This is a genomic window from Streptomyces griseochromogenes, from assembly GCF_001542625.1.
Classification (GTDB): domain Bacteria; phylum Actinomycetota; class Actinomycetes; order Streptomycetales; family Streptomycetaceae; genus Streptomyces; species Streptomyces griseochromogenes.
In genome coordinates this window covers 785,255-806,868 of record NZ_CP016279.1, presented here as the reverse complement: position 1 = coordinate 806,868, position 21,614 = coordinate 785,255, and the positions used below count along the sequence as shown (strand labels likewise).

Genomic DNA, 21,614 nt, shown 5'->3' with positions numbered 1-21,614 from the left:
TTCTTCCGAGCCTCAGCCGTGTGCCGCGGCCAGATGCCGGGTCAGGCGCGGAGAGGCGAACTCGGTGCCGCAGACGAACCGCATCACCGGGCCGTAGGAGGACGCCGCCGGGAGGCCGGTGAAGTACAGGCCGGGCACGGAGGAGACGTAGCCGGCGCCGAGCCTCGGGGTGCCCCGGCTCACCGCGAGGCGGGTGCGCAGTTCATGGCCGAGGAAGTCCATCGCGGCGATGTTCACGCGGTAGCCGGTGGCCGCGATGACATGGTCGCCGCGCAGTTGCTCGGCGCGCCCGCCGTGTGTCCGCACGGTGAGCACCGGGCTGCCGTCCGGGGCGTCGGTGCCCAGCACCCGCTCGACCTCCTGGACTTGGACCCTGTCCTCGAAGCGGTCGCGCAGCCACCACGCGCCCAGCGGGCCGAGGACCCGGCGGACCAGGTAGTGGCGGGTCCGGGCGGGCAGGTAGCGGTACGGCTGGGGGTAGTAGCTGAGCGCCCACAGGGACCAGGCGCGGCCGAAGGGGGACTCGGGGCGGAACTTCGGCTGGCCCCAGGGCGGGGCGCCGAAGGCGACCCGGCCGCGGCCGCGCGAGACGACGCGCACCTGGGCTCCGGCCTCGGCGGCGAGCACCGCCGTCTCCAGCGCCGACTGGCCGGCGCCGACGACGATCAGCTCCTTGCCGGCGAAGCGGGCGAGGTCATGGTGCTGCGAGCTGTGGGAGACCGGACCGGTGGGCGCGGGTCCGTCGGCCGCCGCCGACGTCAGCTCGGCCGGAAGGTGGGCGAGTCCCGACAGACCGGTGGCGACCACGACCGCGCGGGCGGTGAACAACTCCCCCGAGTCCAGTTTGAGTTCGAATCCGCCGCTCGTGTCGCGGTCGACGGAGACCACGCGGACCTGCTCCAGGTCGGGCAGCAGCTTCTGCTGAAACCACTCGCCGTAGGCGATGAAGGTCTCCACCGGGATGATGTCCTCGTCGGTGACCAGCCGCCGGATGCCGGCCGCGTCGCAGTAGTCGGCGAGGGTGTGTCCGGGCTGCGGGCAGTGGAGGTTGGAGGCGGCCGGGGTCGACTTGAGGAGCATGCCCTCGGGCATGTGGTCGCGCCAGCTGACCATGGTGTCGCCGAAGACGCGGACGGGGATGCCGCGCGCCCGCAGATGGGCGGCGGTGGACAGGCCGAACGGCCCGGCCCCGATGACTGCAACCGGTCGAATCACGAAGTCCCTCCCCAGAGACACGGTGCGCCACCTTCGTGGCCTTGCCTACTTCGTGGCGGTGGTGCTGCTGCCGCGGCGGTTGGTCCGCCACAGCTGATACAGGTGCTTCGCGCCCGGGCGCACGAAGCGGGCGAGCATCGTGAGGAACGGCAGCGGATCGTCACCCGCGAGCCAGGCCAGCTCCGTCCCGCTCGGCTTCACCGGCGCGTGCGGCGTCGTATAGCCACTGCGGCGGTAGGCGAGGAGGGCGGGCAGGTCGATGTTCTCCACGACGTAGCGGTGGCCGGCGCGCTGTTCCCCCTCCGGAACGGGCCGGCCGGTCAGGTTCAGGTGCATGGCGCGGACGACGTCCACGCCCGACTCGTTCTCGAAGAGCCGGAACTGGGCGCCCATGCGCGGGTTGAAGTCGAGGAGTTTGTACTGTCCGTCGCGCCGGTCGAAGCGCAGGTCGAGGTCGATGACGCCGCTGAAGCCGATCTGTTTGATGAAACGCGCGGCGAGGTCGGCGAGTTCCGGGTTGTCGACGACGTACGCGTTCGCCGTCATGCCCGCGTGCGGCGGCCAGGAGCGGACCTTGACACCGGTGAAGAGCGCGAGCCGGGTGGAGTCGGCGTCGAAGCAGGCGTGCACGATCCAGTCCTCGGCCTCCTCCCTCGGCAAGTACTCCTGGAGGATCACTCCGGGCTGCTCGCCCCAGTCGCGGGCGAGGGTGAGCAGGCCCTCGCGGGTGGCGATCCTCGTGGTGCCGTTGACGGCGGGCCGCCTGCGCCGGACGAACGCCTCGCGGTTCTTGGCCACCACCGGGAAGCGGGCCGTGTCGGCGAAGGCGACGATCTCGTCGTACGACTCCGGGAACGCGGACGAGGGGCTCGCGATGCCGTGTTCCACGCACAGCTCGTGCAGGCCCTGCTTGCTGGCGAGCCGGCGGGGCAGTGCGGGGTCGACCGGCGGGAAGAGAAAGGAACCGGCCAGATCGCCTTGGTGCTCGGCTATCAGGACGGCGGCCTCCTCGTCCGTGGGGATCAGAACGGTCGGGCGGCCGATCCGGCGGCCGATGCGCAGCAGGCCCTCGACCAGGTGACCCGGCTCCTCGGCGCCGGTCGTCGGCCAGACGAAGGCCCGTTCGAGATAGCGGGAGGAGGCGGCGGGAGTGTAGGGATCCTCGGTGATGGCGTACATGGGGACGCCGAGGCGGCCCAGGCTGCGGATCGCGCCGACGCCGCCGTGATGCAGCGGGTAGTCGCCGAACTTGACGATCAGGCCCGGCACGTCACGGTCCGCCTCGAAAGGCACACTGACGGCGTTTTTGGCCACGGGTCCCCCCACGTGTCCCCCCTACGGACCGGACCCACCCCGTCCGTGTCCCCCAAAGGACGCTAAGCCGGAATTGCCGCCTCCCACAAGGCCTATTCGGACATTGCGAACTCTTTAGACATCAGTCGAGCAACCTTTCGGGCACACCTTGTGGCACTGCCCAAGACACGCGACTCGGCCGTAACGTGTGGCCTGACCACATGGAACGCATCGCCATGCATGGCCCGGATGAGAGCGAGGCAGCACCCCATGCCCCCCTTCGACGTCCCCGAGGGCGACCCCTTCGGCCCGCACAACCTTCCCTATGGCGTGTTCTCGCCCGCCGGCAGCACGGAGCGGAGGGTCGGTGTCCGGCTCGGTGACCACGTCCTCGACGCGGGCGCCGCGGCCGCCGCGCTCGGCTCGCCGTACGTCTCGCTGCTCGCGCAGCCCACTCTCAATCCCCTGCTGGCCGCCGGGCGCACGGCCTGGTCGGACGTACGGCGCGCGCTGACGGCCTGGGTGACGGTGCCCTCGCACCGGTCCGCGATCGAACCGCTGTTCCACCCCCTCTCGTCGGTGACCCTCCATCTGCCCTTCGAGGTCGCGGACTACGTCGACTTCTACGCCTCCGAGAACCACGCCCGGAACGTCGGCCAGATCTTCCGCCCGGACGCCGAGGACTCGCTGACCCCCAACTGGAAGCACCTGCCGATCGGCTACCACGGCCGCTCCGGCACGGTGGTGGTCTCCGACACCGACGTCGTACGGCCGTCCGGGCAGCGCAAGGGCCCCGGTGACCCCGCGCCCGTCTTCGGCCCGTCCATCCGCCTGGACATCGAGGCCGAGGTCGGTTTCGTGGTCGGCGTGCCCTCCGAGCAGGGCAGGCCGGTCGCGCTGGACGACTTCCGGGAGCACGTCTTCGGGCTGTGCCTGCTGAACGACTGGTCGGCGCGGGACATCCAGGCCTGGGAGTACGTCCCCCTGGGCCCGTTCCTCGGCAAGTCGTTCGCCACCTCGGTGTCGGCGTGGATCACCCCGCTGGAGGCGCTGGACCACGCGCGCGTGGCGCCCCCGGAGCGCACGTACCCGCTGCTTCCCTACCTGGACGACTCGGCGCCCGGGATCGAGCCCGGTGGCTACGACCTGCGCATCTCCGTCGCGATCAACGGCCACGTGGTGTCCGAGCCGCCGTTCTCCACCATGTACTGGACCGCCGCACAGCAGCTCGCCCACATGACCGTGAACGGGGCCTCGCTGCGCACCGGGGACCTGTACGGCTCCGGCACGGTGAGCGGCCCGGAGGAGGCCCAGCGCGGCTGTCTGCTGGAACTCACCTGGAACGGCCGGGACCCCCTCGAACTTCCGGACGGAAAGCGGGCGTTCCTGGAGGACGGGGACGTCGTGACGATGTCGGCGTGGGCGCCGGGAGCGGACGGGGGCCGGGTCGGGCTGGGGGAGGTCAGCGGACGCGTCGTGTCGGTATGAGGCGGACCTTGTAGCAAGCATTTGACACAAGCCCACGGGGACGCCATCTTGTACTCACCGCTTGATACAAGCGGTGAGTACAAGACGTTCTGTTTCATGGGGTTTGTCATGTCTGATGCCGACCTTGGAGCGACCGCTCCGGCGTCCCGCGCGCCCGTCGACCGCTACGCCCGCTGGACGGGCGTCACCACGGGCGCCCTGGCGGCCTGCTGGCTGGCCACGCTCGACCACGGCGACGGCGTGCTGTACGGCATCCCGGCGTTCGGCCTGTGCGCGGTCGCCGGCGTCCTGGCCGGCGACGCACTGACCGCGCCGGCCCGGGGAGCCGTCCGCACCGCCGGGCTCGCACCGCGCCGGGTCCGCGACTACGTACCGCTCCGGACGACCTGGCTGCTGGCCGTCCTCGCCGTCGCCCTGGTGGCGCTGCTGACGACGGCGGGCGCGGTGGCCTCACCCGACGACCTGGGGCGGGCGGGCCGTCAACTCACCCTGACCTGCGACGGGATGACCGAGACGCACAGCCCCTGGCCCGGCCTGTACTACGGCCTGCCCATGCTGGCCTCCCTCGCCGTCGCCACGGGCGCCTGCGGCTGGTCCCTGCGGCGGATCGCCACCCGGCCCGGCGACGAGCAATCCCGCCGCGACCGCTCGCTGGCGATCGTGGCCGCATGGGGGATCGTCGTCTCCACCTCGCTGCTGGGCGCGGCCGTGACGGCCTCGGCCTCGCTGCTGAGCCTGACCTGCGACGGGACCCTGGGGGCCGTGTCCAACGTGTTCCTGATGCCGCTGGCCGCTCTCTCACTGGTGACCACTGCGTGGCTGCTCCTCACCGTCTGCTCGCCCCGGGCGGGACGGCGCCGCCCGACGGACCGAGGGGCGCGCCGGTGAGCGGCGCCGCGGTACGGGTCGACACGACCAGCCCCGTCCCGCCCTACGAGCAGATCCGCGCCCAGCTCGCCGCCCTGATCGGCAGCGGACGGCTGGCGGAGGGCGAGCGCCTGCCGACGGTACGGCAACTGGCCGCGGACCTCGGCCTGGCGACGGGCACCGTGGCCCGCGCCTACCGCGAACTGGAGGCCGCCTCCCTGATCCGGACCCGGCGCGGCGCGGGAACGCGGGTGGCTCCTCCGCCGCCGGGCGCCCGCCGCCGCGAGTCGGCGGAACTCGCCGCCGGGACCAGGGACTTCGTGGCCTGGGCAGCGGCCTTGGGTTTCGGAGAGGACGACGTGCTGGAGGCCGTGCGGCGAGCCCTGCGGGAGCGGGAGGCATAAGGGATCCGCTCCGTGGGGCGGCGGGCATGAGGCTTCCGCTCCCGTGAGGCGGGCAAGCCGGACGGGGGGAGAGCGGGCGGCCGGAACCGCGGGACGGATCACTGCCGAGACACTGACTCCCGCCGTCCCTCACCGTCATACTGGGCGGACACGCACCGCCCGACGCGCCCTCGGCGCATCGCCCCGCACCACCCGGCACCCGCACCCGCCTCCGACCAGGAACCGGAGTCCTGGCATGACCGTCTGCCTGCTCCTGCTGAGCGTCGTCGCCCTGACGGCCGCCGTACCGGCGCCGCGCGCGCTGACCCGCGCCGCCTGGCCCGAGCGGGAACCGGTGGTCGCGCTGTGGGTGTGGCAGTGCCTGGTCGCCACGGTCCTGTTGTGCTGTCTGACCGCGCTGGTGCTGGGCGCGGCGGCCGTCTTCCACACCGTCCGCGACCATGTCTTCGCCCCCGCGCCGCCCGCCGTCACCGCCGCGTACGACCTCTCCGCGGCTCCGGTCTGGGCCGTCGCCCTCACCCTGCTGCTGGCCTGCGGGGCCGCCTGGACGACGGCGATGCTCGCCCGCGAACTCGCCGAGGCACGCCGCCGCCGTGGCCGGACCCGGGCCCATCTGCGCGAGCGTGCCCCCGACCTTCCTGCGGGGCTGCCGGCGGCACGCGGGCCGATGCTGGTGCTGGAGGACGAGTACCCGGACGCCTGGTGGATGCCGGGCCATCCGCCGCAACTGGTCGTGACCACCGGGGCGCTGCACCGCCTCACCGACCATCAGCTGGACGCGGTCCTCACCCATGAGCGCGGTCACGCCCGCGCCCACCACGACTGGCTGCTCCACCTGTCCACCGCGCTCGCCACGGGCTTCCCCCGCGTCCCGCTCTTCGCCCACTTCTGCGATCAGACGCACCGGCTGGTCGAACTGGCCGCCGACGACATGGCGTCCCGCCGCTGCGGCCACCTCACCACCGCCCTGGCCCTGATCGAGCTGAACCAGCACCGCGGTGTCCTGTCCTGCGCCTCCAGCCGTCGCCTCCTCGGCGAACGCGTGGACCGGCTTCTGCAGCCCCCGCCGCGGCTGCTGCGCCGGCACCGGGCGCTGACGACGACGGTGGCCGCGCTGGTGCCGCTGCTGCCGCTCCTGATCACGTTCGCTCCCGGGCTGACAGCCCTGAACTGAACCGCCGGACGTGAACCCAGGCCTGCCGGCCGAGTGGCAGATCTTCCCCGCACCCGAACAAACCCCCAGCTCAGCGCCCTGCCCAACGCCCCTCAACTGGCGCAACATTCCAGCAACACCCCATTCCCTACCTCATCGGTATGGTTCCAGCCATGCCACCCACCGACCGCCCCCGAGACCATGCCGGTCAGGGCGCCGCGACCACCGTCGCCGCCCACCGCACGCGTCACCGGCTGCGCGCGGACCGGGCCCGGCAGCTCGCCGACCTGCTGCGCCGCCAGCTCCTCACCGGCGCCTACACGGACGGCGCCCTCCCCCACGAGTCCACCCTCGCCACCGACTACCGCGTCTCCCGCAACACCGTCCGCCAAGCCCTGGACCTGCTCCGGGCGGAAGGCCTGGTGGAGCGGCTGCCCGGCGTCGGCACCGTCGTCGTCGCCCAGAAGTACCCCCATGGGCTCGACCGTCTGATGGGCCTCGCGGAAACCCTCCGCGAACACGGCCGTGTCACCAACGAGGTCCGCACCATGGGCCCCGCACCCGCACCCGCCCCGGTGGCCGAGCGCCTCCGCGTCCCGCGCGGCGCCGACGTCCTCTACATCGAACGTCTGCGCCGGCTGAACGGCTTGCCCCTCTCCCTCGACCTCACCTACATCCCGCTCGACATCGGCACCGCCCTGCTCGGCGCCGACCTGGAGAACACCGATGTCTTCCGCCTCCTGGAAGCCATCACCGGCCAGCGACTCGGCCATGCCGAGATCACCCTGGAGGCGGTGAACGCGGACACCCACTCCGCCGCCGTGCTCCAGGCCCCGCGCGGCGCCGCCGTGCTGATGCTGGAACGCCTCACACATCTCGCCGACGGCCGCCCCGTCGACCTGGAGTTCATCCGCTTCCGCGGCGATCGCATCGCCATGAGCGGCCTCCTGCACCGCGCTGGGCAGCTCCCGCCCACGCGCTGAGCAATTCCCGCACTGTGACCCCTGCCTGACCCGTTTCCCGGAGACAGCCATGCCCCTGGCGCCCCAACGGGCCGACGTGCCCGTGACCATCGACGAGTCGAAGTGCATCGACGGCTGCACGCTCTGCGTGGACATGTGCCCGCTGGACTCCCTCGCCATCGACGAGAGCAGCGGCAAGGCGTACATGCACGTCGACGAGTGCTGGTACTGCGGCCCGTGCGCGGCCCGCTGTCCCACCGGAGCCGTCACGGTCAACATGCCCTATCTGCTCCGGTGAGAGGCCGAACCACCATGAAACGCACGGCAGTCGCCCTGTCCGCCGCCACGCTCATCCTTCCCCTGTCCGCCTGCGGCGGCAGCGCCGAGGCGGGCAGCGGCTCGACGGTCACCGTGACCGTCGGCTACCAGTCCAAGACCATCAACACGGTCACCGCGGGGACCCTGCTCCGTTCCCTCGGCTACTTCGAGAAGCAGCTGAACTCCCTCCACGACGGCCACACCTACAAGGTCGACTGGCAGGACTACGCCACCGGCGCCCCGATCACAGCCCAGATGACGGCCGGGAAGATCGACATCGGCTCGATGGGCGACTTCCCGCTGCTGCTGAACGCCGCCCGCGGCAAGCAGCTCGGCAGCCCCACCCACCTGGTGTCGGTCACCGGCTACAACCTGCGCGGCGGCCTCAACACCGTGGTCACCGCCCCTGACTCCAAACTCTCCGCCCTGCACGACCTCAAGGGCAGGAAGGTCTCCACGAGCGTCGGCTCCGCCGCCGACGGCACCCTCGTGCGGGCCCTGCAACGCGCCGGCATCGACCCGGACACCGGCATCTCGAAACTCAACCAGCAGCCGGCTGTGGGGGCTTCGGCCCTCTCGGCCGGCAGTGTGGACGCGCTGTCGCAGTTCGTCGCCTGGCCGGGACTGCTCGCCTACCAGGGCAAGGCGAAAGCACTGTACGACGGCGCCCAGCTGAACCTCCCCACCTTTCACGGGGTCACCGCCCGCGAGGACTTCACCCAGAAGCGCCCGGCCGTCCTGGAGGCCTTCCTCAAGGCCCAGGCGCAGGCCACGGACTACCTCAACGACCACCCCGTGGCCGCCGCGGAAGAGGTCGCCAAAGCCACCGGCCTGCCCGCCGAGGTCGTCTACCTCTACAACGGCGCCCACGGCATCGCCACCTTCGACCCGGCCGTCAAGCCCCGGCTAGTCTCCGCCCTGAAGCAGGACGTCTCCGTGCTGAAGGCCGCCGAACTGACCGGCGACATCGACGTGGACGCGTTCGTCGACGACCAGTACGTGAAGAAGGCACTCGGCGCCGCCTACGCCCAGCGGCTCGCCGCCGCACCCGCACCGGCCGCGAGCGAGGTCTGGGCGAAGGGCGGTGAGAAGACCGTCTCCTTCACGTCCCCGAAGAAGCTGCTGGCCAACGTGGCCGGGCACCGGAACGGCATCCGCGCCGCCTACGTCCCCGACGCCACCACCGGCACCCTCTGGTTCGCCGACAAGGCGGTCTGGGTGGCCGACGGCGACCGGCTGCTGCCCTTCGTGGCCCCGGCGACCGCACAGGCGTACATCGCGGCCCACGGCGGCGCCCGTACGGTCTCCTACAACGACGCGCTCGGACGGTCCTCATGACCCGGCGGCCGCTCGCCCGGTATGCGCTGCGAGTGGCGTCCCTGGCCGCCGCGCTCGGCCTGTGGCAGCTGCTCACCAGCCTGCGCGTCGATCTGTGGCTGCGTTTCTCGCAGTTCCCGACGGTCACCGACGTGGCCCGCACCTTCACCGACCGGGTCTGTGGAACCGACTACTGGACCGACCTCACCGACAGCCTCACCCGGATCCTGACCGGCTTCGCGCTGGCGTCCGTCCTGGGCGTGGCGACAGGCGTGCTCGTGGCCCGCTCGCGACTCGCCGAGGATCTGCTCGGCCCCGTCCTCGAGGTCATCCGCCCGATACCGGCCATCGCCCTCGTCCCGGTCGCGATCCTCCTCTTCCCCTCCAATGAACAGGGCATCGTCTTCATCACCTGCACGGCGGCCTTCTTCCCCGTGCTGGTCTCGACCCGGCACGCGGTCCGCGCGCTCACCCCGGTCTGGGAGGAGGCGGTACGCACCCTCGGTGGCGGCCGGCTGCGAATCCTCGGCTCGGTGGTCCTGCCGGGCGCGCTGCCCGGCATCTTCGGCGGCCTGTCGGTCGGCATCGGCGTCTCGTGGATCTGTGTGATCTCCGCCGAGATGATCTCCGGCCAGTACGGCGTCGGTTACCGCACCTGGCAGGACTACACGGTCGTGAACTACCCGGGCGTCTTCGTCGGCATGGTCACGATCGGTGTGCTCGGCTGGGTCACCTCCACGGCCGTGGAACTCCTCGGCCGGCGTCTGACCCGCTGGCTGCCCCGCACCTCGTACGTCCCCGGCGGCCGGCCCCGCACCCCGGTTCCCCAGGTCCTCGCCGCGGTCGCCGTGAAGGCCGGCGACGACCCCGAGGACCAGGCCGAGGGCCAGCACCAGGGCCACGACGACACCGAGCAGGAGGCGCGTGATGAGCACCTCGTCTGAAACGGTCCGGACCACCGCGGCTTCAGGCGCGGCGACACAGGAGGGCGAAGACGGCACCCGCCTCACGTTGCGCGCCTCCGTCCTCGGCCGACCGGACGCCCCGGTCCTGCACGACGTCGGCCTGGACGTCTCGCCCGGCGAGATCCTCACCGTCGTCGGCCCCTCCGGCTGCGGCAAGTCGACGCTGCTGCGCACGCTCGCCGGGCTGCTGTCCCCGCTGTCCGGGGCGGTGGAACAGGACGGCCGCCCGCTGACCGGGCCGTCCGCCGACCGCGCGCTGGTCTTCCAGGAGGACGCGCTGCTGCCCTGGCGCACCCTGCGCGGAAACGTCGAACTGCCGCTCGCCATCAGTGGCGTACCGCGCGCGGAGCGCCGAGTCCGGGCCGAGTCCTGGCTCGGGCGCGTGGGCCTCAGCGCACAGGCAGGGCAGTTGCCGCACCGTGTGTCCGGAGGACAGCGCCAACGTGCCCAGCTGGCCCGTGCCTTGGCCGGCAGTCCGCGCGCGGTCCTCCTGGACGAACCCTTCGGCGCCCTGGACGCGCAGACCCGCTCCGGCATGCAGGACCTGCTGGTGGAGGTGTTGCGCGGCACGAGCGCGACCGTCGTCTTCGTCACGCACGACGTCGACGAGGCGCTCTTCCTCGGCGACCGTGTCGCCCTCCTCGGCGTCGGCCGCGTGGCCGCCGTACGCGACGTACCGCGCCCCCGTGACCGCGACGCCCTGGACGACCCGGCCCGCGCGGCCCTGCGCCGCGCCGTCCTCTCCTCGCTCGGCACCTGAAAGGCCCCCCGGTGACCACCCCCGCCAACGCCCCCGCACAGACCCCCTCGGAGATCCCCGCCATAGCCGACGCCGAGGAGCTGACCTGCGACGTCCTCGTCATCGGCGGCGGTACCGCCGGCACCATGGCCGCCCTGACCGCCGCCGAGCGCGGCGCGGACGTCCTGCTTCTGGAGAAGGCCCACGTCCGTCACTCCGGTGCGCTCGCCATGGGCATGGACGGCGTCAACAACGCGGTCGTCCCGGGCCGCGCCGAGCCCGACGACTACGTCGCCGAGATCACCCGCGCCAACGACGGCATCGTCGACCAGTCCACCGTCCGCCAGACCGCCGCCCGCGGCTTCGCGATGGTCCAGCGGCTGGAGTCGTACGGGGTCAAGTTCGAGAAGGACGAGCATGGCGCGTACGCGGTCCGCCAGGTGCATCGCTCCGGCTCGTACGTACTGCCGATGCCGGAAGGCAAGGATGTCAAGAAGGTCCTGTACCGGCAGTTGCGGCGTCGTGAGATGCGGGAGCGGATACGCATCGAGAACCGCGTGATGCCGGTGCGCCTTCTGACGGCCCCGGATGACGGCCGGGCCATCGGGGCGGTCGGCCTCCACACCCGCACGGGCGCCTTCGTCACCGTCCGCGCGGGCGCGGTGATCCTCGCGACCGGTGCCTGCGGCCGCCTCGGGCTGCCCGCCTCCGGATACCTCTACGGCACCTACGAGAATCCGACCAACGCCGGTGACGGTTACGCCATGGCCTACCACGCGGGGGCCGAGCTGACCGGTATCGAGTGCTTCCAGATCAACCCGCTGATCAAGGACTACAACGGTCCGGCCTGCGCGTACGTCGCCAACCCCTTCGGCGGCTACCAGGTCAACCGGCACGGCGAGCGCTTCGTCGACTCCGACTACTGGTCCGGGCAGATGATGGCGGAGTTCGCGGCCGAGGTGGCGAGCGCCCGCGGCCCGGTGTACCTGAAGCTGAGCCATCTTCCCGAGGAGTCGGTCTCGGCCCTGGAGTCGATCCTGCACTCCACCGAGCGCCCCACCCGGGGCACCTTCCACGCCGGCCGGGGGCACGACTACCGCACCCACGACGTCGAGATGCACATCTCCGAGATCGGCCTGTGCGGCGGCCACTCCGCCTCCGGCGTCCGCGTCGACGACCACGCCCGTACGACCGTCCCCCGTCTGTACGCCGCCGGCGACCTGGCCTGCGTCCCGCACAACTACATGATCGGTGCCTTCGTCTTCGGCGACCTCGCGGGCGCGGACGCCGCCCAGTACACGGCGTACGAGGGAGAACTTCCCGTGGACCAGGTGCGCGAGGCGCACGAGCTGATCTACCGTCCACTCCGCAATCCGGACGGCCCGCCGCAGGCCCAGGTCGAGTACAAGCTGCGCCGCTTTGTGAACGACTACGTGGCACCGCCCAAGTCCGGCGCCCGCCTCTCCCTCGCCCTGGAGGCGTTCGAGCGGATGCGCGCCGACATCGCCGCGATGGGCGCCCGCACCCCCCACGAGCTGATGCGCTGCGCCGAGGTCACCTTCATCCGCGACTGCGCGGAGATGGCCGCCCGCGCCTCCCTCGCCCGCACCGAGTCCCGCTGGGGGCTCTATCACGACCGCACCGATCACCCCCGGCGTGACGACGCCTCCTGGTTCCACCATCTCGATCTGCACAAGTCCCCCTCTGGTGCGATGGAGTTCACGGCCCGTCCCGTGGCTCCGTATCTGGTTCCGGTCGAAGGCTTCGCTCCCGTCGGTGGTCCGTCCCGGCACCTGGGCGAGGTCCGTCCCGAGGACGTCGCCACGGCCGGCCCTCGAGACGTGGCACCGGTCGCCGCCGGACCGACGTCCTCCCGTGACGCCCTGTCCGCGGATCCGAGCGGCGCCGGGGACTCCGCCTCGCCGCGGCTCCTGGAGATGCTGGAGCTGGCCGAAGAGGAGCCCGAACTGGCCTCTCTGAAGCCCTACTTGTCCGACCCCGATCCGGCGGTCCGGCGTACGGCTGTCTCGGTCCTCACCGAGACCGTGCCGCCCGGCACCGGGCAGGCCCTGGCCGGTGCCCTCACCGACCCCGACGCCGAGGTCCGCGCGGCTGCCGCAGCCTCACTGCGCGAGCTGGTCGAGACCCTGCCGCCCGACCCTGCCCTGGGTGCCGCGCTCACCGGCGCGCTCGCCCAGGCCGACCCCGTGGTCCGCGCGGCCGCCCTCGACGTGCTCCGCACCCTGCGGCTGGGCGAGGCGGATGTGTTCGCCTCCGCCCTGGCCGACCCCGACGTCACCGTACGCATCGCGGCCGTGCGCGCCCTCGTCTCGGTCGACGCAGCCGGACTGCTGGCGGGCGCGGCGGACGATCCTTCCCGGGAGGTCCGGGTCACCGTGGCCAGGGCACTGGCAGCGGTCAGCTCGGCGCCCCTGGACCCGCAGGCCCGGGAGCTGCTCGCAGACGGCCTGGACCGGCTCACCGAGGACGCCGACCCGCTGGTGCGCGGCGCCGCGCTGGGTGCGCTGGCCACGGCCGGCTGCCCGAGGCCGCTGGCCGTCCGTGCCGTGGCCGCTCTGTCCGACCCTGCCTGGCAGGTCAGGTCCGGTGCCGCCACCGCGCTGTCGGTCGCACCCGCCGGCACGGCCGTCGCCGCTCTCGCCAAGGCCCTCGCCGACCCCAACGCCGATGTGCGCAAGGCGGCGGTCCTGGCGCTGACCCGGCACAACGCCATCGAGGAGGCCCGCGCGGCCCTGGCCACCGCCACGGCCGACCCGGACGCGGACGTCAGGGCGTACGCGGCGCGCGGACTGTGAGGATCCCCCGCATCGCCTCAGACGCACCGCCCGAGGAGAAGACGGGCCTCCGCGGTCTCCGGCGCGCTATATCCAGTCGTCCGGCTCCGGCTCGTCCCCCGGCTCGGGCCAGTCGTCCTCCGGGGACTCGCCGGGTGCGGGCGCGGCAGCACCCGCCGGGGCGGTCTCGGGAGCCGGGCTCGCACCGTCCAGTGCGGACAGCACACCGAGCACGCCTTCTCCGTACGTCGCGAGCTTCTTCTCGCCGACGCCGCTGATCGTGCCCAGCTCCCGCACCGATCCCGGCCACCGCGTGACGATCTCGCGCAGGGTGGCGTCGTGGAAGATGACGTAGGCCGGGACGCCCTGTTCCTTCGCCTGCTCGGCACGCCAGGCGCGCAGGGCCTCGAACGCGGGGAGCAGTTCGTCGGACAGCTCCGCCGCCGCGACCTTGGCCTTGCGGTCGCCGCGGCCGGAGGAAGCGCCCGAGCCGGACCGGGAGGCGGCCGGCTTCGCCGGTTCCTTGCGCAGCGGCACCTCGCGCTCCCGCCGCAGCACCGAACCGCTCGCCTCGGTCAGCACCAGCGTGCCGTACTCCCCCTCGACCGCGAGCAGCCCCTGGGCGAGCAGCTGGCGGACAACGCCCCGCCACTCGCCCTCGGCGAGGTCCTGGCCGATGCCGAAGACGGACAGCTGGTCGTGGTCGAACTGGATCACCTTGCCGGTGCGCTTGCCGAGCAGGATGTCGACGATCTGCACGGCACCGAACTTCTGCCCGCGCTCCCGCTGCAGCCGTACCACCGTCGACAGCACCTTCTGCGCGGCGACGGTGCCGTCCCAGGTCTCCGGCGGGGTGACGCAGGTGTCGCAGTTGCCGCAGCCCTCGGCCGAGGGGTCCTGGCCGAAGTAGGCCAGCAGCTGGCCGCGCCGGCACCGGGCGGTCTCGCACAGGGCGAGCATCGCGTCGAGGTGGGCGGCGGCCCTGCGGCGGAACGCCTCGTCGCCCTCGCCGGACTGGATCAGCTTGCGCTGCTGTATGACGTCGTTGAGGCCATACGCCATCCAGGCGGTGGAGGGCAGTCCGTCACGGCCCGCGCGGCCCGTCTCCTGGTAGTAGCCCTCGATCGACTTGGGCAGGTCCAGGTGGGCGACGAAGCGCACGTCCGGCTTGTCGATGCCCATGCCGAAGGCGATGGTCGCGACCACGACCAGGCCCTCCTCGCGCAGGAACCGGGACTGGTGGGCCGCTCGCACGCCCCCGTCCAGGCCCGCGTGGTACGGCACCGCCTCGATGCCGTTGCTGCTCAGGAACTCGGCCGTCCGCTCCACCGAGTTGCGGGAGAGGCAGTACACGATGCCGGCGTCACCCGCGTGCTCCTCCCGCAGGAAGGCGAGCAGCTGCTTCTTGGGGTCGGCCTTGGGTACGATCCGGTACTGGATGTTGGGCCGGTCGAAGCTGGCCTCGAAGTGGCGGGCCGTCGGCAGGTTCAGCCGCTGGGTGATCTCCTGGTGGGTGGCGCGTGTGGCCGTCGCCGTGAGGGCGATCCGCGGGACGTCCGGCCAGCGCTCACCGAGCAGGGAGAGTGCCAGGTAGTCGGGGCGGAAGTCGTGGCCCCACTGGGACACACAATGGGCCTCGTCGATCGCGAAGACGGAGATCTTTCCGCGGGAGAGCAGATCGAGCGTGGACTCCAGGCGCAGCCGCTCCGGCGCCAGGTACAGCAGGTCCAGCTCGCCCGCGAGGAACTCGGCCTCGACCACGCGCCGCTCGTCGAAGTCCTGGGTGGAGTTGACGAAGCCGGCCCGCACGCCGAGGGCCCGCAGGGCGTCCACCTGGTCCTGCATCAGCGCGATCAACGGCGAGATCACGATGCCCGTACCGGGTCTGACCAGGGCCGGGATCTGGTAGCACAGCGACTTGCCGCCACCGGTCGGCATGAGGACGAGGGCGTCGCCGCCTGCCACCACATGCTCGACGATCGCCTCTTGTTCGCCGCGGAAGGCCTCGTACCCGAAGACCCGGTGCAGTGTGGCCAGCGCCTCGCTCTCGGCCGCCTCTGGCATCTCCTTGATCACGCCCGTCCCGCGCATCGTCGTGTCCCCCGTACGTCGTCCCTCGACCACTGCGTCCACGATAGGGGCACTCACCGACAGCCCCGGAGTTATCCACAGGCCCGGTCCCGTGCGGCCCCGTCAAGGACACGACTCTCGTTCACACGTTCGCTGGAGACCTGCCCGTTTCCGCCCGATAGCCTGAATGCACAGGCGAGACTCCGTCGCATGGGAGCACTGATGAGCGTCGCACCGAAGGCGTCCAAGCCCACCTGGCCGACCCCGCCGAAAGGCGGCTGGACCGCCGACGACCTGGACCACCTCCCGAATCTTCCTCCGCACACGGAATTGATCGACGGGAGCCTGGTCTTCGTGAGTCCGCAGACCATCTTTCACGAGCGCACCATCGACTTCTTCAAGTGGCAGCTCCAATCGCTGGCGCCTACGGAGTTCGAGGTATTTCGTGAGTTCACCATCGACCTGGACCGTCAGAATCGGCCTGAGCCGGATGTGGTCGTCGTGCGAGCGGACGTAGTGGAAGACCCGTACCAGACCCGGTTCCCGGCGGAGTCCGTCGTCCTGGCCATCGAGGTCGTCTCCGAGGACTCGGTCTCCCGTGACCGCGAGACGAAGCCGCTGAAGTATGCCCGCGCCAAGATCCCCCACTACTGGCGGGTCGAGAACGAGGAGGGCCGGGCCGCGGTACACGTCTTCGAGCTGGAGCCGACGACCGGCACCTACACCAGCACCGGAATCTTCCGCGAGCGCATGAAGCTGGACGTGCCGTTCCCGGTGGACCTCGACCTCACCCAGATCAAGGCGCGCCGCGACCGGAAGCAGTGATCCTGGCCACACACCGCTGCCCGGCACCCTTCCGGACGAAGGTGCCGGGCAGCGGCATGTACGACGGGACGGTCAGCGCACGAACACGCCCGCCTGGCTCGCCAGGTTCAGGAAGTACTGCGGCGCCACACCGAGCACCAGCGTCACCGCCACGCCCACGCCGATCGCCGCCATGGTCAGCGGGGAAGGCACGGCCACGGTCGGGCCCTCCGGCTTCGGCTCGCTGAAGAACATCAGCACGATCACGCGGATGTAGAAGAACGCGGCGATCGCCGAGGAGATCACACCGACCACGACCAGCGGGGCCGCGCCGCCGTCGGCCGCCGCCTTGAACACGGCGAACTTTCCGGCGAAACCGCTGGTCAGCGGGATACCGGCGAAGGCCAGCAGGAACACCGCGAACACCGCCGCCACCAAGGGGGAACGGCGGCCGAGCCCGGCCCACTTGGACAGGTGCGTCGCCTCGCCGCCCGCGTCGCGCACCAGCGTGACCACCGCGAAGGCGCCGATCGTCACGAACGAGTACCCGGCCAGGTAGAAGAGGACGGACGACACGCCGTCCTTCGAGGTCGCGATGACACCCGCGAGGATGAATCCGGCGTGCGCGATGGACGAGTACGCCAGCAGCCGCTTGATGTCGGTCTGTGTGATCGCGATGATCGCACCGCCCAGCATGGTGATGATCGCCACCGCCCACATGACCGGCCGCCAGTCCCAGCGCATCCCGGGCAGGACGACGTACAGCAGGCGCAGCAGCGCACCGAACGCCGCCACCTTCGTCGCCGCCGCCATGAACCCGGTCACCGGGGTCGGCGCACCCTGGTACACGTCCGGAGTCCACATGTGGAACGGCACCGCGCCCACCTTGAACAGCAGGCCCATCACGATCAGGGCGCTGCCGAGCAGCAGCAACGCGTCGTTGCCCATCGTGTCGGCGAGCGCCGGGTCGACATTGGTGACGGTGCCGTCGACGACCTGCGCGATGCGCGCGTACGACACCGAGCCCGCGTAGCCGTACAGCAGCGCGATGCCGAACAGCGTGAACGCCGAGGCGAACGCGCCGAGCAGGAAGTACTTGACCGCGGCCTCCTGCGACATCAGCCGCTTGCGGCGGGCCAGCGCGCACAGCAGGTACAGCGGCAGGGAGAAGACCTCCAGGGCCACGAACAGCGTCAGCAGGTCGTTCGCCGAGGGGAACACCAGCATGCCGGAGATCGCGAAGAGCAGCAGCGGGAAGGCCTCGGTGGTCGTGAACCCGGCCTTCACGGCGGCCTTCTCGCTGTCGCTGCCGGGCACGGATGCTGCCTGGGCGGCGAAGGAGTCGACCCGGTTGCCGTGCGCCGCCGGGTCCAGGCGCCGCTCGGCGAAGGTGAACAGGCCGACCAGACCGGCCAGGAGGATCGTGCCCTGCAGGAAAAGGGACGGCCCGTCGACCGCGATCGCCCCCATGGCCGCGATGTGCGCCTTCGTGGTGCCGTACCCGTCGGACGCCAGCGCGACCACCGCGGCGAACGCGGCGCACAGGGCTACGACGGACACGAAGACCTGCGCGTAGTAGCGGGACCTGCGCGGGACGAACGCCTCGATCAGCACGCCGACCAGGGCCGCACCGACGACGATCAGAGTCGGCGACAATTGCCCGTATTCGATCTTCGGTGCCGGGATCTTCGAGATCGGCTCGGCTGCGGTTGTCCACAGGCTGTGGACGGCTGTTGTGCTCACTTGGCCGCCTCCACCGAGGGCTTGGGGTCGGTCTTGTGTACGTCGGACATGGTCTGCTTGACCGCCGGGTTGACGATGTCCGTGACGGGCTTCGGGTAGACGCCCAGGAAGATCAGCAGCACGATCAGCGGGGCGACGACCACCAGCTCCCGCGCGCGGAGGTCGGGCATCGTCGAGACCTCGGGCTTCACCGGGCCCGTCATCGTCCGCTGGTACAGCACAAGGGTGTAGAGCGCGGCGAGGACGATGCCGAAGGTGGCGATGATGCCGATCGCCGGGTAGCGCGCGAACGTGCCGACCAGGACCAGGAACTCGCTCACGAACGGTGCGAGGCCGGGCAGCGAGAGGGTGGCGAGGCCGCCGATCAGGAAGGTGCCGGCGAGCACCGGGGCGACCTTCTGTACGCCTCCGTAGTCGGCGATGAGCCGCGAGCCGCGCCGGGAGATCAGGAATCCGGCGACCAGCATCAGCGCGGCCGTGGAGATGCCGTGGTTGACCATGTAGAGCGTGGCGCCGGACTGGCCCTGGCTGGTCATCGCGAAGATGCCCATGATGATGAAGCCGAAGTGCGAGATCGACGCGTAGGCCACCAGACGCTTGATGTCCCGCTGGCCGACGGCGAGCAGCGCGCCGTAGACGATGCTGATCAGGGACAGGACGAGGATGGCGGGCGTCGCCCACTTGCTGGCCTCCGGGAACAGCTGGAGGCAGTAGCGGAGCATCGCGAAGGTGCCCACCTTGTCGACGACCGCGGTGATCAGGACGGCGACCGGGGCGGTGGACTCCTGCATGGCGTTGGGCAGCCAGGTGTGCAGCGGCCACAGCGGAGCCTTCACCGCGAAGGCGAAGAAGAAACCGAGGAACAGCCAGCGTTCGGTGCTGGTCGCCATGTGCAGCGAGCCGCTCGCGCGGGCCTGCACGATCTCCTGGAGGCTGAAGTTCCCGGCGACCACGTAGAGGCCGATCACCGCGGCCAGCATGATCAGACCGCCGACCAGGTTGTAGAGGAGGAACTTCACCGCCGCGTACGATCGTTGCGTCGAGGCCGCCGCCTCGCCGTGCTCGTGGGCACGGTCCCCGAAGCCGCCGATGAGGAAGTACATCGGGATGAGCATGGCTTCGAAGAAGATGTAGAAGAGGAAGACGTCGGTGGCCTCGAAGGAGATGATCACCATCGCCTCGACGGCCAGGATCAGGGCGAAGAAGCCCTGCGTCGGCCGCCACCTCTTGCTCCCCGTCTCCAGCGGGTCGGCGTCGTGCCAGCCCGCGAGGACGATGAACGGGATCAGCAGCGCGGTCAGCGCGATGAGGGCGACCGCGATGCCGTCGACGCCCAGCTCGTATCTGACCCCGAAGTCCGCGATCCAGGGATGGGATTCGGTGAGCTGGTAGCGGGCGCCGTCCGGGTCGAAGCGGACCAGGACGGTGATCGCCAGGGCGAGCGTGGCGAGCGAGACCAGCAGCGCCAGCCACTTGGCGGCGGTGCGCCGCGCGGCCGGTACGGCGGCCGTGGCGACGGCCCCGATGGCCGGGAGCACCGCCGTCGCTGTCAGCAGAGGAAAGGACATCGGTATCAGACCGCCCTCATCAGCAGGGTCGCGGCGACCAGGAGTGCCGCACCGCCGAACATCGAGACCGCGTAGGAGCGGGCGAAGCCGTTCTGGATCCGGCGCAGCCGCCCGGACAGGCCGCCGAAGCCGGCCGCCGTGCCGTTGACGACGCCGTCGACCAGAGTGTGGTCGACGAACACCAGGGAGCGCGTGAGGTGCTCGCCACCGCGCACCAGGACCACATGGTTGAAGTCGTCCTGGAGCAGGTCGCGGCGGGCGGCCCGGGTGAGCAGCGAGCCGCGCGGGGCGACGGCCGGTACGGGCTTGCGGCCGTACTGCGCCCAGGCGATGCCGACGCCGATGAGCAGGCACACCGTGGTCGCCCCGGTGACCGCCACCGCGCTGAGCGGCGAGTTGCCCTCGCTGTGGCCGGTGACCGGCTCGAGCCACTTCAGGAAGCGGTCGCCGATGCTGAACAGGCCACCGGCGAAGACCGACCCGACCGCGAGCACGACCATCGGGATCGTCATGACCTTGGGCGACTCGTGCGGGTGCGGCTCGTTGCCGTGCTCGTCGGGCTGCCAGCGCTTCTCTCCGAAGAACGTCATCAGCATCACGCGCGTCATGTAGAAGGCGGTGATGGCCGCGCCCAGCAGGGCCGCGCCGCCGAGGATCCAGCCCTCGGTGCCGCCCTTGGCGAAGGCCGCCTCGATGATCTTGTCCTTGGAGAAGAAGCCGGACAGGCCCGGGAAGCCGATGATGGCGAGATAGCCGAGGCCGAAGGTGATGAAGGTGACCGGCATGTACGTGCGCAGGCCGCCGTACTTGCGCATGTCGACCTCGTCGTTCATGCCGTGCATGACGGAACCCGCGCCGAGGAAGAGCCCGGCCTTGAAGAAGCCGTGGGTCACCAGGTGCATGATCGCGAAGACGTAGCCGATGGGGCCGAGGCCCGCGGCCAGCACCATGTAGCCGATCTGCGACATCGTAGAGCCGGCCAGTGCCTTCTTGATGTCGTCCTTGGCGCAACCGACGATCGCACCGAACAGGAGCGTGACGGCACCGACGACCGTGACGGCCAGCTGCGCGTCGGGGGCCGCGTTGAAGATGGCTCCGGAGCGGACGATCAGGTAGACGCCCGCGGTCACCATCGTCGCGGCGTGGATCAGGGCCGAGACCGGGGTGGGGCCCTCCATGGCGTCCCCGAGCCAGGACTGGAGCGGCACCTGGGCCGACTTGCCGCAGGCGGCGAGCAGGAGCATCAGGCCGATCGCGGTGAGCTTGCCCTCGGAGGCGTCACCGGCGTGGCTGAGGACCGGGCCGAAGGCGAAGCCGCCGAAGGTGGTGAACATCAGCATGATCGCGATCGACAGGCCCATGTCGCCGACGCGGTTGACCAGGAAGGCCTTCTTCGCGGCCGTCGCGGCGCTGGGCTTGTGCTGCCAGAAGCCGATCAGCAGGTAGGAGGCGAGACCGACGCCCTCCCAGCCGACATACAGCAGCAGGTAGTTGTCGGCGAGGACGAGCAGCAGCATCGCCGCGAGGAACAGGTTCAGGTAGCCGAAGAAGCGGCGGCGCCGCTCGTCGTGCTCCATGTACCCGACCGAGTACAGGTGGATCAGCGAGCCGACACCGGTGATCAGCAGCACGAACGTCATCGACAGCTGGTCGAGGCGGAAGGTGACGTCCGCCTGGAAGCTGCCGACCGAGATCCATGTCCACAGGTGCTGGGTCAGGGTGCGGTGTTCGGCGTTCTTGCCGAGCAGGTCGGCGAAGAGGATCACACCGAACACGAAGGAGGCGGTCGACAGCAGGGTGCCGATCCAGTGGCCGACGGCGTCCAGCCGGCGGCCGCCGACCAGCAGGACGGCCGCTCCGAGCAGGGGCGCCGCGATGAGCAGCGCGATCAGGTTCTCCACGATTCTTCCGAC

Annotated in this window: 17 protein-coding genes; 11 read left to right on the top strand and 6 right to left on the bottom strand. The window is 71.1% G+C overall.

What is annotated here, in order from left to right; translation table 11 throughout:
* Nucleotides 1-12: 12 nt before the first annotated feature.
* Nucleotides 13-1,215 carry an FAD-dependent oxidoreductase gene (locus AVL59_RS03790; protein WP_067299784.1) on the bottom strand — a complete coding sequence of 401 codons (1,203 nt, stop codon included), beginning with the start codon at nucleotides 1,213-1,215 and terminating at the stop codon, nucleotides 13-15.
* Nucleotides 1,216-1,260: 45 nt separating this feature from the next.
* Nucleotides 1,261-2,529: a carboxylate--amine ligase gene (locus AVL59_RS03785; RefSeq protein WP_237281426.1), complete on the bottom strand. Its 1,269-nt coding sequence runs from the start codon at nucleotides 2,527-2,529 to the stop codon at nucleotides 1,261-1,263.
* Between the two features lie 249 nt (nucleotides 2,530-2,778).
* Here AVL59_RS03785 and fahA point away from each other — a divergent pair, with 249 nt between their 5' ends.
* From fahA to AVL59_RS03735, 10 genes are all read left to right on the top strand, one after another.
* On the top strand, nucleotides 2,779-3,996 hold the full coding sequence (fahA, locus tag AVL59_RS03780; RefSeq protein ID WP_067299783.1) for a fumarylacetoacetase: 1,218 nt from the start codon (nucleotides 2,779-2,781) through the stop codon (nucleotides 3,994-3,996).
* 108 nt (nucleotides 3,997-4,104) lie between these two features.
* Nucleotides 4,105-4,884: a hypothetical protein gene (locus AVL59_RS03775; RefSeq protein ID WP_067299782.1), complete on the top strand. Its 780-nt coding sequence runs from the start codon at nucleotides 4,105-4,107 to the stop codon at nucleotides 4,882-4,884.
* On the top strand, nucleotides 4,881-5,267 hold the full coding sequence (locus AVL59_RS03770) for a GntR family transcriptional regulator (protein WP_067299781.1): 387 nt from the start codon (nucleotides 4,881-4,883) through the stop codon (nucleotides 5,265-5,267). Before AVL59_RS03775 ends, AVL59_RS03770 begins: the two co-directional genes overlap by 4 nt.
* A 235-nt stretch (nucleotides 5,268-5,502) precedes the next feature.
* A complete protein-coding gene (locus tag AVL59_RS03765; protein WP_067299780.1) occupies nucleotides 5,503-6,441 on the top strand; it encodes a M56 family metallopeptidase in 939 nt (312 codons plus the stop codon).
* Nucleotides 6,442-6,593: 152 nt separating this feature from the next.
* Nucleotides 6,594-7,403, top strand: a complete 810-nt coding sequence (locus AVL59_RS03760; RefSeq protein ID WP_067299779.1) for a GntR family transcriptional regulator — start codon at nucleotides 6,594-6,596, stop codon at nucleotides 7,401-7,403.
* Between the two features lie 49 nt (nucleotides 7,404-7,452).
* Nucleotides 7,453-7,680, top strand: a complete 228-nt coding sequence (locus tag AVL59_RS03755; RefSeq protein ID WP_030347217.1) for a 4Fe-4S dicluster domain-containing protein — start codon at nucleotides 7,453-7,455, stop codon at nucleotides 7,678-7,680.
* A 14-nt stretch (nucleotides 7,681-7,694) separates the two neighbouring features.
* Nucleotides 7,695-9,038 (top strand): ABC transporter substrate-binding protein, encoded by a 1,344-nt coding sequence (locus AVL59_RS03750; protein WP_067299778.1) that lies wholly within the window; start codon nucleotides 7,695-7,697, stop codon nucleotides 9,036-9,038.
* The gene (locus AVL59_RS03745; RefSeq protein ID WP_237281425.1) at nucleotides 9,035-9,961 is read left to right on the top strand and encodes an ABC transporter permease; all 927 of its coding nucleotides are present in this window, start codon (nucleotides 9,035-9,037) and stop codon (nucleotides 9,959-9,961) included. Before AVL59_RS03750 ends, AVL59_RS03745 begins: the two co-directional genes overlap by 4 nt.
* Nucleotides 9,945-10,742 (top strand): ABC transporter ATP-binding protein, encoded by a 798-nt coding sequence (locus tag AVL59_RS03740; RefSeq protein ID WP_079146510.1) that lies wholly within the window; start codon nucleotides 9,945-9,947, stop codon nucleotides 10,740-10,742. The genes AVL59_RS03745 and AVL59_RS03740 overlap by 17 nt, the downstream gene beginning before the upstream one ends.
* An 11-nt stretch (nucleotides 10,743-10,753) precedes the next feature.
* Nucleotides 10,754-13,537: a fumarate reductase/succinate dehydrogenase flavoprotein subunit gene (locus AVL59_RS03735; RefSeq protein WP_067299777.1), complete on the top strand. Its 2,784-nt coding sequence runs from the start codon at nucleotides 10,754-10,756 to the stop codon at nucleotides 13,535-13,537.
* Between the two features lie 66 nt (nucleotides 13,538-13,603).
* Here the strand turns inward: AVL59_RS03735 and recQ are convergent, their stop codons facing one another.
* On the bottom strand, nucleotides 13,604-15,607 hold the full coding sequence (gene recQ / locus AVL59_RS03730) for a DNA helicase RecQ (protein ID WP_067299776.1): 2,004 nt from the start codon (nucleotides 15,605-15,607) through the stop codon (nucleotides 13,604-13,606).
* Between the two features lie 201 nt (nucleotides 15,608-15,808).
* On the opposite strand from recQ, the gene AVL59_RS03725 reads away from it, so the two are divergent.
* Nucleotides 15,809-16,411: a Uma2 family endonuclease gene (locus AVL59_RS03725; protein WP_067316860.1), complete on the top strand. Its 603-nt coding sequence runs from the start codon at nucleotides 15,809-15,811 to the stop codon at nucleotides 16,409-16,411.
* A 72-nt stretch (nucleotides 16,412-16,483) separates the two neighbouring features.
* Here AVL59_RS03725 and nuoN read toward each other — a convergent pair whose 3' ends face one another.
* The 3 genes from nuoN to nuoL are packed head-to-tail and all read right to left on the bottom strand — an operon-like array spanning nucleotide 16,484 to nucleotide 21,602.
* A complete protein-coding gene (gene nuoN / locus AVL59_RS03720) occupies nucleotides 16,484-18,133 on the bottom strand; it encodes an NADH-quinone oxidoreductase subunit NuoN (protein WP_067299775.1) in 1,650 nt (549 codons plus the stop codon).
* Nucleotides 18,130-19,701, bottom strand: a complete 1,572-nt coding sequence (locus AVL59_RS03715) for an NADH-quinone oxidoreductase subunit M (RefSeq protein WP_067299774.1) — start codon at nucleotides 19,699-19,701, stop codon at nucleotides 18,130-18,132. Before AVL59_RS03715 ends, nuoN begins: the two co-directional genes overlap by 4 nt.
* A gap of 5 nt (nucleotides 19,702-19,706) precedes the next feature.
* On the bottom strand, nucleotides 19,707-21,602 hold the full coding sequence (nuoL, locus tag AVL59_RS03710; RefSeq protein ID WP_067299773.1) for an NADH-quinone oxidoreductase subunit L: 1,896 nt from the start codon (nucleotides 21,600-21,602) through the stop codon (nucleotides 19,707-19,709).
* Between the last annotated feature and the right edge of the window lie 12 nt (nucleotides 21,603-21,614).